10 protein-coding genes are annotated in these 14,938 nt (G+C 61.5%); all 10 read left to right on the top strand.

Annotated elements, in window-relative coordinates:
* The first annotated feature begins 313 nt into the window (after positions 1-313).
* The 10 genes from D3226_RS06140 (at position 314) to D3226_RS06185 (ending at position 14,894) form a co-directional block, all read left to right on the top strand.
* Entirely contained in the window at positions 314-1,795 is a 1,482-nt protein-coding gene (locus tag D3226_RS06140; protein WP_202381564.1) for an MFS transporter, read from the top strand.
* A 134-nt stretch (positions 1,796-1,929) separates the two neighbouring features.
* Entirely contained in the window at positions 1,930-2,469 is a 540-nt protein-coding gene (locus tag D3226_RS06145; protein WP_202381565.1) for a 4'-phosphopantetheinyl transferase superfamily protein, read from the top strand.
* Between the two features lie 2 nt (positions 2,470-2,471).
* Positions 2,472-5,534: a non-ribosomal peptide synthetase gene (locus D3226_RS06150; RefSeq protein WP_202381566.1), complete on the top strand. Its 3,063-nt coding sequence runs from the start codon at positions 2,472-2,474 to the stop codon at positions 5,532-5,534.
* Between the two features lie 18 nt (positions 5,535-5,552).
* Positions 5,553-8,093 (top strand): beta-ketoacyl synthase N-terminal-like domain-containing protein, encoded by a 2,541-nt coding sequence (locus tag D3226_RS06155; RefSeq protein WP_202381567.1) that lies wholly within the window; start codon positions 5,553-5,555, stop codon positions 8,091-8,093.
* A complete protein-coding gene (locus D3226_RS06160; protein ID WP_202381568.1) occupies positions 8,090-8,632 on the top strand; it encodes an HXXEE domain-containing protein in 543 nt (180 codons plus the stop codon). The genes D3226_RS06155 and D3226_RS06160 overlap by 4 nt, the downstream gene beginning before the upstream one ends.
* Entirely contained in the window at positions 8,629-9,543 is a 915-nt protein-coding gene (locus tag D3226_RS06165; protein WP_202381569.1) for a bifunctional 5,10-methylenetetrahydrofolate dehydrogenase/5,10-methenyltetrahydrofolate cyclohydrolase, read from the top strand. Before D3226_RS06160 ends, D3226_RS06165 begins: the two co-directional genes overlap by 4 nt.
* 167 nt (positions 9,544-9,710) lie before the next feature.
* Entirely contained in the window at positions 9,711-12,323 is a 2,613-nt protein-coding gene (locus tag D3226_RS06170; protein ID WP_202381570.1) for a LuxR C-terminal-related transcriptional regulator, read from the top strand.
* 521 nt (positions 12,324-12,844) lie between these two features.
* The gene (locus D3226_RS06175; protein ID WP_202381571.1) at positions 12,845-13,171 is read left to right on the top strand and encodes a response regulator transcription factor; all 327 of its coding nucleotides are present in this window, start codon (positions 12,845-12,847) and stop codon (positions 13,169-13,171) included.
* Between the two features lie 200 nt (positions 13,172-13,371).
* A complete protein-coding gene (locus D3226_RS06180) occupies positions 13,372-13,722 on the top strand; it encodes a YciI family protein (protein WP_202381572.1) in 351 nt (116 codons plus the stop codon).
* Positions 13,719-14,894, top strand: coding sequence for an RNA polymerase sigma factor (locus tag D3226_RS06185; protein ID WP_202381573.1), 1,176 nt, complete (start codon positions 13,719-13,721; stop codon positions 14,892-14,894). Before D3226_RS06180 ends, D3226_RS06185 begins: the two co-directional genes overlap by 4 nt.
* The last annotated feature ends 44 nt before the right edge of the window (positions 14,895-14,938 follow it).

The raw sequence follows: 14,938 nt of genomic DNA on the forward strand, positions 1-14,938 counted from the left end.
GATCTGTCGGCCTTCGCGGACGAGCGCGATCGCGCGTGCACGGAACTCTGGCGGGTAGGGGCGTGGTATGTGGGCGAGCCTTTCATGAAGGCCATCGACTAGCTACCCCGAGTGGAAACCAAACCATAGGTCAGGTCAAACTGTCACCTAAACATGCATCAGACCCGAGCGCAAGACGGCCCATGCCCGAGCTTGGCGACAACGCTTGCGTCGTCGTCACAGGACAGGGCCGACCTGCGGGAAACCACATACGGACCACATCACGCCTCATTTGCGGTGTCGCATGCAGGGCGTGAATCCATACGGTTGGGCTATGTCGGGTTCCCCAACCATCCGCGTTTCAGCTCAGCTCGGACGCGCCGCTAGCAGGCCCTCCCTGGTTGTTCTGTCGGCCTGCCTCGCTCAAGTCATCATCGTTCTCGACACCACGATTGTTGCAGTCGCGCTCCCTGACGCGCAGTTGGATCTGGGGTTCGCCAGCGCTGACCGTCAGTGGGCTGTCACTGCATACACACTCGCATTCGGATCCCTGCTCCTTGTAGGGGGACGAGTGTCAACCTTCCTTGGCGCAAAACGCGCTTTTCTGATCGGCGCAGCAGGTTTTGGCATCGCGAGCCTTCTTGGAGGCCTTGCGAATGACTTTGGAACTTTGATCGCTTTCCGTGCCCTCCAAGGAGTCTTCGCCGCGTTGCTCGCCCCTACAAACCTCTCGCTCATGAATGCTGCGTTCCCAGGGGCAGCTGGACGGTCCAAGGCCTTTGCAATCTTCGGCTCCGTCGCAGGGGCTGGTGCTGCGCTGGGGCTTGTTCTGGGCGGAGCGCTTACTGAGTTGGGGGATTGGAGGTGGTGCTTCTTCATAAATGTCCCCCTGGTCGCTGGAACAATCCTTGTCGCGATCAATGGGCTCCGCGGCACGGCCGGCAGAACTTCGGGTTCACTCCTTGATGACGTGACCGGACTACTGTTGGGAACCGCGTCGGTGTCGGCGCTGGTGTTCGCTTTCTCGTGCGCCGAATCCGACGGCTGGACTCACTCATCGACTCTCGTGTTGCTCGTCGGCGGCGCAGTTCTCGCCATCGTGTTCGTGATCCGTGAACGATTGGCGGCTGAACCTCTTGTCCCGCTGAGCCTGCTCGCTGACGCTCGGCGTTCGTCTTCGTATCTCGCGATCGCACTGGTCGGCTTCGCTCAGATGGGCGCGTCCGTGTACCTCACCTTTTACCTGCAAGAGGACCTGGGGTACTCGCCACTGCGAGCTGGACTCGCTTTCCTCCCCATGGTTGTGGGGCTGATCGTCGCTGCAATCGTTAGCACGCGATTCCTTGTGCCTCGCTTCGGACTCGGAGTCGTCCTGACTGTTGGCCCTCTCATGCAAAGCATCGGCTTCATTTGGTTGTCTGGTCTGGGAACCGTGGACGAATACGTTTCAGAGTTGGTCGCGCCCATGGTGGTGATAGGGATGGGGCTCGGGACCGTTATGGCTCCCGCGATGTCTTCCGCGACCGTGGGGCTTAATCCAGCACGGGGCGGCCTTGCCTCCGCGCTCGCCAACACAAGCCAACAGCTGGGGGCCTCACTTGGTGTGGCTTTCCTCAGCACGATCGCAACGTCGATTGTGTCCGAGCGAATAGAGGCTGCGGCTCCTCTGACGCAAGCTGAGGCTGCCACTGTTCGTCTCTCTGCCGACGTCGCGGCCTACTCTGTGGGATTTCAATGGCTCGCAGGCATCACCGCGTTGGTCGCGGTGCTCATCGCGATGCGCTTCGCCCTTGGCCGACTTGTCGGTGGCCAATGAGCGTGAGAATCGTAGCGGCCCGCCTCCCCGCAGACCTGGCAACGCTCGATCGAGGCGGCTGGAGCCCAGCGTCAGCCGCTCGAGCGGCGATGATCGCCCGCAAGCACCGCGCAATTGACCGGGTTCGATCACGGATGGCTGATTACCTCCTTCACCACGTCTGCGGCGCTCCAGCAGGGTACGACCACATCGGTCGGCCGATACATCCGACTGGCGCTGGTGCTTCTGCAAGCCACGACGGAGTCTGGGTGGTCGCGGCTACTGCAAGGTACGCGATCGGGGTCGATGTCGTCGCCATTGACCGGGCTTCATCTATCCCCAACAGTGCGTTCGACGCTCTTGAGCTCACTCGAATCGGCAAGGTCGTGACCAGCGAAGCCCAGCTTCTCAAGGCTCGGATATGGGCGGCGAAGGAAGCTCACCTCAAACGACTGGGCATAGGCCTACTCCGCCATCCGGGCACGATAGTTAGCAGTCCGTCCGCTCGGCACATCCGCATTCTCGACGGCAACGACTCTTCGTGCGTTGCCCTCCAAAGTCTCGACGCGAGCCACATCCTCGCTGTCACGGTCCTTGACGAGAACACCGGGGTCCAGCTCCTTGAATACACCGCTCCGATCGATGCGCGACGCTACCTTGCCCGCACCCGCTACTCGGCCCCCGAAAGGACTTAGTGATGATGACGAACACCTTCGGCCCTTACCCTGCAACATCGGCACAGCGCAGCATGTTTTTGCACTCTGCTGCCCACCCGTCCGACACTGCGTTCGACCTCGGATTCGTCTTCCGGGTCGAAGGAGACGTCGACCGCGCTCGCCTCATCGATGCGACACGCGCCGTATTCTCGGCTACGACAGCATTCTCAACAACCTTCCGGCACTCTGACGATGGTTTGATCGCTGCGCCGGGAACAGGTGTTGCGCGAGTGCTCGAGTTCGATCGGACACAGACGCCGACAGAGCTTCTCGAAGCCATGGTCCTTGAGGAAACCGAGCAGATGCTCGCATCAGTTCCGATTGCCCCGCACGATCCTCATCAGGTCACGGCCCGCTTCTACTACGGTCGGAACACGTTGCTCCTCTCCTTCGTTGCCTCACACCTCGTCAGCGATGCGTACTCCTTCTATCGAGTCGTTGGCATGATCTCGACGCTGTACGCATCGATCGAGGCTGCATGGCCCGATCTCGTAAGTGGTCTAGGTGAGCACCCCGGCACTGTCGCTCCGCCGCCCATCTCTCCCCGGTCGATCGATCGCTACCGTGCACTCGTCGAAACGGTACCTGAGCCAGCTTCCTTGCCACTTGCAGTTCGCGACCGTGGGCGAATCAGAGGAACCCGCTTGCGGCTCCGGCTCGATGGGCCCGAAGTTCGTGCGCTGCGTGAGAGCGAGATGGTGGGGGAGTACGGTTTGGTGGCCGTTCTCTTCGCCGCCCACGCCCATGTCCTGAGTCGCCTTGCTGGCTCCGGGGCGATCACCGTCGGGGTACCAGTTGCAGGCCGTGCGGGGCATCGAGCTAAGAATGCCGTCGGCTTCTTCGTAAACACTCTTCCGCTCCCCGTCTTGATCGACGGAAGCACGACGTGGCGGAGCCTGTGCGGGCAGATCTCCTCCGGTATCCGAACCCTCCAGGGCGCTCAAGGTCTCAACATCCACGGGGAAACTGGCTCCGTTCTGTTCCCGGGGTCGAGAGCGACGATCGACAACGCCGTGACGTTTTACGCTCAGGATCTCGCTCTCGAACTTGAGGGCGCTAGTGTGGTCTCTCTTCCCATAAATCGCACGGATCTCCCGTATCCACTCACAATCACCTTCGCCGATGAACAGGATGCGATTCGCATCGAGGTTGGCGTGTCGGATGCCTTCCATCAGCCGACGGCAGCGGCGCAGGTGATGCAAGCCCTTGCTCTCGCGACGGCACAGCCTGACGCTCTCGTTGTCGACGATGCCGTGTTCGACGATGCATCAACGTCATCCAGCCCCGTGGAAGTTGCGAAGCCCGAGCTCACGGTTATCGACCTCATCCGTTCGATCGCCGTCACCCAGCCCCACTCCATCGCCCTGAGCGCTGACGAAGAGATCAGCTACGCGGAGCTCGCTGACCGGATGCTCTCGGGCGCCGGCGAACTGGACGCCCATGAAGCCAGCCGGCTTGTGGTTGTGCGGATGAGAAAGAGCATAGACGCCGTGATCGCGATCCTGTCTGTCCTCGCATCCGGTCGAGCCTATGTTCCGATCGACCCCGCCGCACCTCCCCACCGCGCCCAGCTCATCCTAAGCAAGATCGCCAAGGAACTCGATGCATCACCAACGATTCTCGTCGACGAAGGTGCCACCGGCCCTGGCGAGATGTGTGCCGCGGTGATTACCCGCACATCGCGGCGCACTCGGCCAATGCGCCCGCCGACAGTAGCGGATCGCGCCTATGTGATCTTCACATCGGGCTCCACTGGGGAACCGAAAGGAGTCGTCGTCTCTCACAGTGCGCTTTCGGCGCTACTCCGCTCTGCTCGTTCGGTCATCAGTTCGAGCGCCCGAGACCGCTGGTGTCTCTTTCATTCACTTGCGTTCGACTTCAGCGTTTGGGAGCTCTTCGGAGCGATTACTACGGGTGGCACGCTGATAGTTCCACGCCCAGAAGAGGTGTCCCACCCTGATGCCTTTGCCGACCTTGTCGAGCACGCGAGTATTACGGTGCTCAACCAGACACCATCCGCGTTCCGGCGACTGGCTGACGCTATGCGCAGAAGCACTCGCACTTTTCCCGACGTTCGCGTGGTTGTCTTTGGGGGTGAGGCGCTCCACCCCGCTGATCTCCGGTCCTGGCGAGGCGAAGCGAACGCCCAAACACGATTCATCAACATGTACGGGATTACTGAAACGACGGTACATGTGACGGCAAAGGAGATCACGGAGCCCGAGATTGACTTTGAAAGTCGGAGCATGATCGGGGAACCCCTGGCACATCTTGGCATCATTATCCTCGACGAGCTCGGCCGCCCAGCCGCAGTTGGCGTGGCAGGCGAATTGCTGGTCTTCGGCGCTGGCCTCGCGGACGAGTATCTCGGGCAGGAAGAGCTGACGGCAGCCAGATTCCGCACCATCGAGGTCCAGGGGCGCAAGCTACGCGCATATTGCACAGGCGACCGTGTGCGCCGCGACATCGACGGAGAACTCGTCTACTTGGGGCGCATCGACCAACAGGTCCAGCTGCGTGGATACCGAATCGAGCTAGGAGAGATCGAAGCCGCCATCGCTGCGACCGGCCGAACGAGCGCAGCGGTAGCTGCGCTCGTCTCACCGGAGGGGCGGGAGCCGTTCCTCTGCGCTTGGGTCGTCACCACCTCTGAGGGGGACGCAGACGCCATCCGCGCGGAGCTCGGGGATCACATCCCGTGGTACATGGTTCCGGCCGCCGTCGTACCCCTCGAGACGATCCCGATGACTCGGAACGGGAAACCGGATGTCGTCGCCCTTCCCCTTCCTGCACATGAGACGGACGAGGAAGTCGACGATAGCCTCGCCGGGCGCATCGCTCGGGTCTGGGAGGAAGCGATTGGGGCTGGGCGTGTGCGAGCTCAAGACCGCTTCCTCGAAGTTGGCGGCACCTCGATGCACGTGATGGAAGTCCACGAGCGATTGCGCACTGACCTCGGGCTACACGACTTGACGCTCGTCGACCTCTTCGAATATTCCACCCCAGCCGCGCTGGCCGACTACGTGCTCAGCACTCGCGCCTAACCCAGAAGAAGGCTTACTATGACCGTACAAGATCCTGCTCCCGCCTACGGGAACGACGTTGCTATAACCGGGATCGCTCTCCGTGTCCCCGGAGCCGACGATGTGAACGCCTTCTGGCAATTGACCGCTGAAGGGACGTCAACATTCCGATCCGTCTCAAGGGCAGAATCAGAACGATTCGGATATACGTCCGCTCAGATCGACGATGAGGATTTCGTGTCCGTAGTGAGCGCGCTCGACGATATCGATGCCTTCGACCACGATGCGTTCGGCATCTCAGCACGTGACGCGGCGCTCATGGATCCACAACACCGTGTCTTCTTGGAATGCGCTCGCAGTGCACTCGATGATGCTGGATTCGGTGACGTTACAGGACTCAAGGTCGGCGTTTTCGGCTCAGCAAGTTCGAGTACCTACCTCACCGGACCGGTGCGCGCGGCAGGGCTTTGGGATGAGTCAGATCTCAATTTCAGTGCCATGCTCGCCAACGACAAGGACTTCCTGTGCACGCGTACGAGCTACGCGCTCGGACTCACCGGTCCGTCTGTAGTGGTGCAGTCCGCGTGCTCGAGCTCGCTTCTGGCTGTCCACCTCGCCAGGCAAGCACTCCTGCACGGGGAATGCGACGCGGCAATCGTCGGTGGTGTCTCCATTTCGATCCCGCATCTCGGAGGCTACCTCAAGCGCTCCGGAAGCATCTTCAGTCCAACCGGATCGTGCCGGCCATTCGACCGTACTGCCGATGGAACAGTAAAGGCACATGGTGCCGCGGCCGTTGTCCTAGTGAGATCAGAGGACGCTAACCTTCAACACGTATATGCGAACGTGGCCGGAACCGCTGCCAACAACGACGGGGCTGACAAAGTCGGATTTCCCGCGCCAGGGGTATCTGGGCAGGCTGCCGTAATCCGATCTGCAATGGCGTCTGCTGGCATCACCGCCGACCAGGTGCGCTACATCGAGTCTCACGGGACAGGCACGCTTCTGGGGGATCCGATTGAGATTCGCGCTCTTCGACTGGCGCGCGAAGGTTCAACCAAATCGTGCTATCTCGGTAGCGCGAAGGCGAACGTCGGCCATCTCGACGCGGCCGCCGGGGTCATGGGGCTCGTGCGAGCTGCACTCGTGCTCGAGAAGGGCGTCATTCCTCCGCTCGCCGGTTTCTCCGAATCGAATCCGCTCCTCGATGTGGGTGAGGAAGTCGTCCTCCCTACAGAACCCGTCGATGCGCCGTGGCTGACCCACGCTGGTGTCAGCTCGTTCGGGATGGGCGGGAGTAACGTGCATGCCATTCTTCGCCGACGCGCCGACGCGCGCGGCCGGCAGGTTTCCCCCCAAGGCCGTCGCCTCGTGCGAACGCGGCACTGGGTTGGCCACCCCCGGCACACTCGAACACCGGAAGTCTCGAAGGCCGCCGGTCGAACGACGGAATCGGCACGTTCAGTATCGCTTCCATCTCTGGAAGAACTGCTTGCCACCGTCCGCGAGGTCCTGCAGCTTCCCGAACTCGCGGCCGAGGACCGACTCGTGGATGCTGGTGCCGATTCGCTCGCCCTTATCGATATCACGGCAGCTCTCGCGGAACGGCACGGAACGGCATTGGACGTCGCCGAACTCGAACGGATCGGCACGGTCGAGAAACTGTTTCAGACACACGTCATCGACAGGACGTCTGGCAAGGTGGGCCCGGTCGATGAACCGACCCGCCGTCACATAGCTCGGCAGCCACGATCGGCCTTCGACAACGTCGTCCACATCACGCCACCTCGTGAGCGTACGTTTTTCCTTGTACATCCCGCTGGTGGGACTACGACCTGCTACGCCGGCGTCGCTACTCACATTGGGGAGGATGTCGGAGTCACTGGTCTCACTTTCCCTGCTGACTTCCTCGGGCAGCGCATTACGATGAGAGAGCTAGCGGCCTCCTATCTCGCCACGATCACCGGAATCCAGCCGTCCGGACCTTACCTAATCGGTGGGTACTCATTTGGCGGGAACCTTGCCGCCGAGCTGGCACTGCAGTTGGAGGAGGCTGGCGAGACAGTCGAGCTTCTCGTCATGATTGATTCGCATCCTCCGCACGCCTACACCAGCGGTGCCTGCGATGAGCAGGCGTACGTCGCAGCCTTCCCGGCGCTGCTCAGCACGCTTGTACCTGGCATTCGATTCGCCGAGGACGTTCGTGCTCGCGCGGACGCACGCGGAATCCTCGAGGCTGTCGAACACCCGGCCTGGCCTGAGACCGTGCGCAACGAATTCGCGCGATTCTTCGAGATCTGGCGAGAAAACCACGGCGTGCTTAAGCGCTGGACGCCAGATCGACTGATCGACTGTCCTGTGCTCATCATCGAGGCTTCCGAACCGGAGCCCGAGGAAGTCCTCGATTGTCTCTCGATCTCCCCGTCGACTGTGAACGAGTGGTCGAGATATCTCTCCCAGGCCCCGCAGATTATTGGCGTCGATGGCGACCACTACTCCATTTTCCGAGATCTGACCTCGCTTCGGCGCATCGGTGAGATTCTCGGCCAAGCGGCGACGCAGCGAGAATTGGTCCGATGAGCGCCGAGCGCAGTGCCGGGGCAGGACGTACGGCGATGCTCATCGCCTTCGGATGTCACAACGCCGAAGAGATCGCCTTCTCTGACCATGGCAGCAGGCTTGATCCCCGTTTCCTCGCCAATCTCGGTCTTTCTGAAGAAGACTATCGCGCGGACCGAATGAGTATCGCCACCGCGCTATTGAGCGCTGTGGTGACCTGTGCAACGCATTCGAGAGGTGGTCGAGCTCGGCGGCCGATCACTGCCGCGATCGCGATTGCGTCTGCTGGTGCACTGTCCGTGAATGCTGCAGGGCATCTGCTGCAGGCCTTGGTGCGGCGTAATTACAACCCTGGTCTTGTCACCGCACCCTTGCTCCTGATGAGTTCTATCGCCGCTATCCGTGGGTTCCGGGCGGATTCCAGTATCTCCAGCGTGGGCGCCGGAACCGCGGTCGTGGCTGGGACGGCACTCTCCGTGCCCGCGATCGTCGCCTCGCTCCGCGTTGCTCGGCTTGTCAGACCCACCACTATACAAACTCGAAAGGAAAGCTCTCTATGACCGCACAGCTCATTCATGGGCGCCCAGTGCAGCAAGGCCTCGTCGCGGCGGCACTCGCCAAGACCTCCTCGGCAGGCGTACTGCCACGTGTCGCCCTGCTTTCAGTGGCCAGTGACGACCCGATGCTCGCAATCAACCGAGAGCTTCACATGCGCACCTTCGCCGCCTACGGCGTTGAGGGTATTGACGTCGCACTTCCCGCCGACGCAACGCTCGACGCTCTTCTCGAACGCATCCATGAGGCAAACGACGACCAATCGGTCCACGGCGTCATGGTGCTGATGCCGCTTCCCTCGCGCCTTTCCATCCGCGACATCCTTCCAGCAATTGATCCAAGGAAAGAACTTGAAGGCCTGCATCCGGAGCACACCGCTGGATTGCTCCCATCGAACCGTCCGGCACCCACTGGTGTCCTGCCCCTCGTTGGAGAGGCAGTCATCCTCGCTCTTGCCGAATATGGCATCCCGCTTGAAAGCCGAAACATTGTTCTCCTGACGGAAGAGCCATTGATGCGCAGCAACCCCGTCGCCAATGTTGTCGCCAGATGCGTCGCGCCTGCGATGCTCCCGCCGAGTTCACCGTTGGCGATCGTGCCCATCGATCATCCCCAAGCTCGCCGACTCGCTTCCGCGGCTGATGTTCTGATTGTGAGTCTTGAGCGCCCGGAGGTCGTCTCCGCTGAGTGGGTGAAGCCCGGCGCAACTGTGATCGATTTCAACCCGAGTCTCGTCGGCTTCGTCGAACGTGAGGACGGCACCCAGGCACCGATTCTTCGTGGTGGAATCGCGACTGAGGACGTCGCCTCCGTCGCGGGACATATCCTCCCCGTGCCTGGGGGTATCGGTCCCGTCATGCTCGGCGTCCTCATTCGGAACGCTGCGCTGGCGGCGCTCGCATCGCGCACCCCGTAAATAGTTTGTCGGGTGAGCTCGACCCCACCCGATGCGCGGGGTCGGGGCCACACCGCGTGAGAATGACTTCTCCACGTAATATTGACACCATCTCAAGAGTATCGGGGGACTTCATCTCAAACACGTATCGCTGAATGACCGACTAATCGAGGAGCTGGAGAAATCAGATGCCGTTCTTCCGACGCAACGAGTTGATGAAAGCCGTAGAGCTGACAAACGGTGGCGCTGGCGCGACGGTCATCGTGCACGGCGCAGCGGGTTCCGGCAAATCTCGCTTTGTGACAGAGGCTGCAAGCATCCTTCAGCACTCAATAGCGGTGAGAGTGAATCCAGCCGAGTCGATCCGTCCCTTTTCCGGCATTGTGAATCTCCTTGCTGCGCTACCCAACCCTCGTACGCATCACCTATCCCGCGCAATCGCAGGTGCGAAGGACCGTGATTCGTTTATCGTGGCTGAACGGGTTGTGTCATGCCTGCAGGACGCCGAGGATCTCCCTGAGCTCATCTTGATCGACGACGCTGATGTGATGGACAGCGAGAGCACGAGTGCTCTCGCTGTCATCGCTCGCCGCCTCGGCGGAACATCCGTACGCCTCGTGATTATGGTCTCGACCTTCGGGGGGCGCCGCCCGTTCGACGGCTTGCCTACCCTTGAGATCGGGGCCCTCGACCACAGCAGAATCCGAACCCTGGTCGAAACAGAGACGGGTGCAACGCCACACGATGCGGTTCTCGAACACATCGAAACGATCTCTGCTGCAGTTGCGGGCAGAGTTGTCGACGCGGCTAACCACCTGAAGCCTGCGCAGCTCACCGGGTCCTCCCCATTGCCGACCCCACTCCGACAAGGCCGGCATGTTGCCGCGGCATTCCTCGAACCACTCGGGGAGATGGACGACCGAATGGTGGAGGCGATCGAGTATCTCGCTTCTACGCCGAGGATGCGAGCCTCCGACTTGCGCTCCCTGGTCGGGAGCGGAGTAGTTGACGAATTACTTGATAGGTCATGGGTTGTAGCAGCCGACCAATGGGTAGCCATACGAGACGCCTCGGCCCGTTCGGCGATCTACTACCAACACCTCGACACAGCTTCACGTCAACGTATCCATTCGTTCCTAGCGGAAATGAGCGACCAGCCGGTCGACGTTGCGTGGCATGCGGGATACCTGGATCCTTCCCCGGAGCATGCATCCGCGCTACGACAAGCAGCTGCGGATTTGCTGCACTCAGGCGACGTAGCACTGGCACTCGAGTACATCGAACGCTCACTCTCACTTCCTGTCTCGGACGATACTGGTCCAGAGCTTTTGGCGCTCGCCGAGACGCTCTTTTACCGAAAGAACACCTCTGCGGCAGGGCGGCTCATTGACATTGTGGATCGCGCTGCGCCGACAGTTCCTCGAACTCGCCTCGCAATGGTAAGCCTGCGCGTTCGTATCGAGTATCTAACTTCGCAGAGCATACTCGGCACACTCGCGGCAGAAGCTCTGGACCGCGACGAACACGCTGCTCCAGAAGACGCGACGCTCCTCACCGCCCTTCTGGCTATCTACTGCGCCGAGCGCTGGGAATTCAAGGAAGCAGAGTCGTACCTCGCACGTCTCAACGACCTGTCCGTGGGCAACGACCGCACGGCCACAGTTGTCGGGAACGCTCGCATCCAGATCGCGGCCATGCAAGGCCAGACGCCGCAGCTCCCCACCGCCGCTGAAATCGCAATCAGTGTCGCGGACAAGTCCGCAGCCGTCCTCGCCCGACTCGCGTACGGCCGCGCCCTCACCTTTGCGGGCCGCTATCACGACGCACGTGACTTATTCGCACTCATCGTAGGGGCGTCGGCGGAGAGCGACCCACTCTGGGTGTCGACAGCACGGTTCTATTCCATTGAGAACGACCGACTTGCAGGCGACTTCCACGGCGCATTCAGTGCGCTCGCGGACATTCTCCGCATGTCCAGCGGAGAGGGTGCGCCAGAACCGTTTCGCTTGTTCTATGAGTACTGGTACCACATCGAGCATGACGCGGATGCGGCGGCCAATGTGGTTCTCGATAGACTGTATGCGACTCTTCAAGGCCGTCGGAACCCCGCAATTGCAGCTCGTCTTGACGCTTACCTCGGTGCGCTTGCCCTTCACCGCGATGATCTTTCGGAAGCCGTTCGGCTTTTGATGCGTGCCAGACTGATCACTGCGGAGATAGAAGATCCTCAACTCGCACGCGTCGACGCTGACTTGGTGGAGAGCCTTGTCCGATCTGGAGACGAGAGCACGGCCCGCACGATCTTGTCTGACTTTGAACGGCGAGCTGCGCTGGCGCCATCGCGCTGGGCCGAGCTCGCAATCGAACGCTGCCATGCGGTAATGGCTCCACCTCCAGAAACAGTGCGCACCTTCGAGAGGCTCCTCGCGCAGTTTGGCCCACACGACTCCGACTACGAGTACGCTAAGACGCTACATGCGTACGCGGGCGCACTGGCTGCAGCAAACATGCCTGCAGAGGCCGGTCAGGCCGCTTCTGCGGCAGCAAGTGTTTTCCGCCGCATCGGCCTCCCCAGATGGGCAACACGCGCTGCCGCGGTACCGGTGTCGGATCTGAGTCGTTCAGAGAAAGCCGTCGTGGATTTGGTCGTTGCGGGACGGCGCAATAGAGAGATCGCAGCGACGCTGTTCATTTCAGTGCGCGCCGTTGAGGCGCGGCTCACTGGGGTTTATCGCAAGCTCAATATCTCTTCACGAGCTCAACTGATTGCGCGATTCAGCTCGACGACCGATATGGGCTGAGCGCTGTTGGGACTCTCCACGAGTTCTCGAGCGAAACGCCCTTCGGCTTCCGCTCGTTGTATCTCCCCGTGGGGCTGTGGACGTGGTCCGACTGAGTCTGTCCATTGATTCCGGCATCGGGTCGATGATCATTGTCATAAGGACGCCGGGGTTCCCATATGGCGTCTCTGGCCTCACTACGGTCATACGTGGCCGCATACGCCCGCTCCTGCGCAAGGGCGCGGTTGCAGCGCTCGACCTTCCCCGTTCGTCTTCCATGATTCTCGGAATACGCGAGCCGGGAAAGGTCTACAACAGCATGAGGTACAGACTGGTAACCGCGTTGGTGAGGCGCGCTAGCCCGGGCAGCTCTGCCGGATAGTGCCTGCGCCTGCTTTTACGCCTCAGAATCACTCCGTGGACTTTCCAGCTCCCACCTCGCGCAGTGGCCGTGCACGAGATCACTCGGGCGTGCGCCCTCGCGCCTCAGGGCAACTGCTGCGAGACCCCCAGAGGAGTTGCGAGCTTTTGCGTTCCGATGAATGCCAATCCGATTCGGGCAGCGGGTCTACGGCAGTGCTCCCACCGACAAGCTGATCGACTATGTCCTCTCCTCGGATGGTGCGGTGCGGAACGCTCGAAGGGAGGAGACCGAGGCCTGGAAGCTGCTCTCCGGGCGAGAGCTCGAAGTGTTGCAGCTCATCTCGCTCGGGCACTCCAACCGTGAGATCAGCCAGATCCTCTTCACCACTGTGGGCACCGTGAAGAACCACGTGTCCAGTGTGCTCCGCAAGCTTCGGCTTCGGGATCGTAACCAGCTCGCGATTCGCGCGGCTCGGTATCCTCCGGAAGATATGTCTTCGCTGTAGAACCGGCCGCCTTCCTCGGCGGAAAAATGCGAAGCCGGCCGAAACTCCGAGGCTTCCAGCGAGCGGACAACCGAGCCAAGGATCTTTTTGGGCACCAAGCGGTGTCGGTGGGCAAGAATGGGCGGACTGTCCATCTACAGCTCGCTCGTTCGTCTTGGCAGTGAGAGTCCACGGAGGAGTCTCGGAGAGGAAGATCAATCATGAAGTACCTGCTGATTTTTGCCGCAGACGAGGCGGCCTTCGCGGAACCCGGCTCTGCCGCCGCTGAGGAAGAGATGCAGCGGTTCGTCACGTTGACAGAGGAGCTTGAGGCAGCGGGAGCGCTGCTCGGCGGGGAGGAGCTCAAATCTGTGACCACCGCGACCACGGTGCGGATTCGAGCGGGTGAGACGCTGATCACTGACGGGCCGTTTGCAGACACGAAAGAGGCTATTGGGGGATACTTCGTGATCGAAGTGGAGACCCTCGACGAGGCGATCGCGTGGGCGCGCAAGGTTCCCGTCGCAGAGTACGGCGCGATCGAGATTCGCCCCGTCCAGGAATGGGAATGACACTCGACTCGCTCTTCCAACGCCACTGGTCTCGTCTTGTCGCCGTACTCGCCCGAGACACTGGCGACCTCGGTCTCGCTGAAGACTGCGTGCAGGAGGCATTCGAAGCGGCAGCGAGCTGGGGAGCCACCCCGCCGGAGAATCCGGCGGGGTGGCTCTACCGCACGGCCCGAAACCGCGCTATCGACAAGATTCGGCGCGAAACGAAAGCTCGGGATCTCGCGCCGCAGCTCCTCCCGGAGGAACCCTTTTCCGAGGACGAAGCCGTGCTTGGAACAATCCTGGGATGCTGCCACCCCGCACTAAACCTTGACGCACAGATCGCACTCACGCTCCGATACGCCGGGGGACTGCGCACCGAGCAGATCGCGCAGGCATTCTTCGTCCCCACGGAGACCATGGCAAAGCGGCTCGTTCGCGCCAAACACAAGATTCGCGCCTCACGAATTCCACTCACCGTCCCTGAAGACATTGACGACCGACTTCCCGCCGTGCTGCACGTCATCTATCTGATCTACTCCGCGGGGTACACCGGCCGCGCGGGCGGGCTCCTCGTGCACGGTGAACTGTGCGACGAAGCGGTCTGGCTCGCAGGCGAGATGCTCCGGCTCCTCCCGAATACGCCTGAGGTGATGGGCCTCGCCGCGCTCCTCGACTTCACTGACGCAAGACGTGACGCCCGTCTCGATGCGGACGGAAACATGGTGCTTCTGGAGCATCAGGAGCGCGCGCTCTGGGACACCCAACGAATCGCGAGCGCGCACGTTCTCCTTGAAAGCGCGGCCCAGCTGGGCAGCGTCGGGCCATATCAGGTGCAGGCCGCGATCGCGGCAGTGCACTCATCAAGCGCTTCGTCTGACACGACCGACTGGCACCTGGTTGTGCGGCTCTATCGTCGCCTCTATGCGCTGCAGCCGAGCCCAGTCGTCGCTCTCAACCTCGGCTGTGCAATCGCGAATGCTGCGACCCCGGAACTGGGCCTGCAGTTCATCGATCGTCAGGTGAGCGGCCTCACCGACTACCCGTATCTTCCGGCGGCACGAGCGCGGCTCAACGAACGAATCGGCCGGTTCGCCGAAGCGCGATCTGAATACCATTGTGCGATCGAGTTGCTCTCCGACGGGCCAGAGCGAAGAGCACTCGAAGCACGCCTGCGGAGTCTCGGCGGATAGTCTGAGCGCGCCGAGCCCCACCCGAGCGGGATTTCGGTGGTGCT

The organism is Leucobacter chromiireducens subsp. chromiireducens (assembly GCF_016758255.1).
In the GTDB taxonomy this organism is placed as follows: Bacteria; Actinomycetota; Actinomycetes; order Actinomycetales; family Microbacteriaceae; genus Leucobacter; species Leucobacter chromiireducens.

Excerpts from the sequence above, each read along its gene's own strand:
- D3226_RS06185 (WP_202381573.1), top strand. The coding sequence starts at position 13,719 with ATGACACTCGACTCGCTCTTCCAACGCCACTGGTCTCGTCTTGTCGCC.
- D3226_RS06180 (WP_202381572.1), top strand. The coding sequence starts at position 13,372 with ATGAAGTACCTGCTGATTTTTGCCGCAGACGAGGCGGCCTTCGCGGAA.
- D3226_RS06145 (WP_202381565.1), top strand. The coding sequence starts at position 1,930 with ATGGCTGATTACCTCCTTCACCACGTCTGCGGCGCTCCAGCAGGGTAC.
- D3226_RS06170 (WP_202381570.1), top strand. The coding sequence starts at position 9,711 with ATGCCGTTCTTCCGACGCAACGAGTTGATGAAAGCCGTAGAGCTGACA.
- D3226_RS06150 (WP_202381566.1), top strand. The coding sequence starts at position 2,472 with ATGATGACGAACACCTTCGGCCCTTACCCTGCAACATCGGCACAGCGC.
- D3226_RS06160 (WP_202381568.1), top strand. The coding sequence starts at position 8,090 with ATGAGCGCCGAGCGCAGTGCCGGGGCAGGACGTACGGCGATGCTCATC.
- D3226_RS06175 (WP_202381571.1), top strand. The coding sequence starts at position 12,845 with ATGCCAATCCGATTCGGGCAGCGGGTCTACGGCAGTGCTCCCACCGAC.
- D3226_RS06155 (WP_202381567.1), top strand. The coding sequence starts at position 5,553 with ATGACCGTACAAGATCCTGCTCCCGCCTACGGGAACGACGTTGCTATA.
- D3226_RS06165 (WP_202381569.1), top strand. The coding sequence starts at position 8,629 with ATGACCGCACAGCTCATTCATGGGCGCCCAGTGCAGCAAGGCCTCGTC.
- D3226_RS06140 (WP_202381564.1), top strand. The coding sequence starts at position 314 with ATGTCGGGTTCCCCAACCATCCGCGTTTCAGCTCAGCTCGGACGCGCC.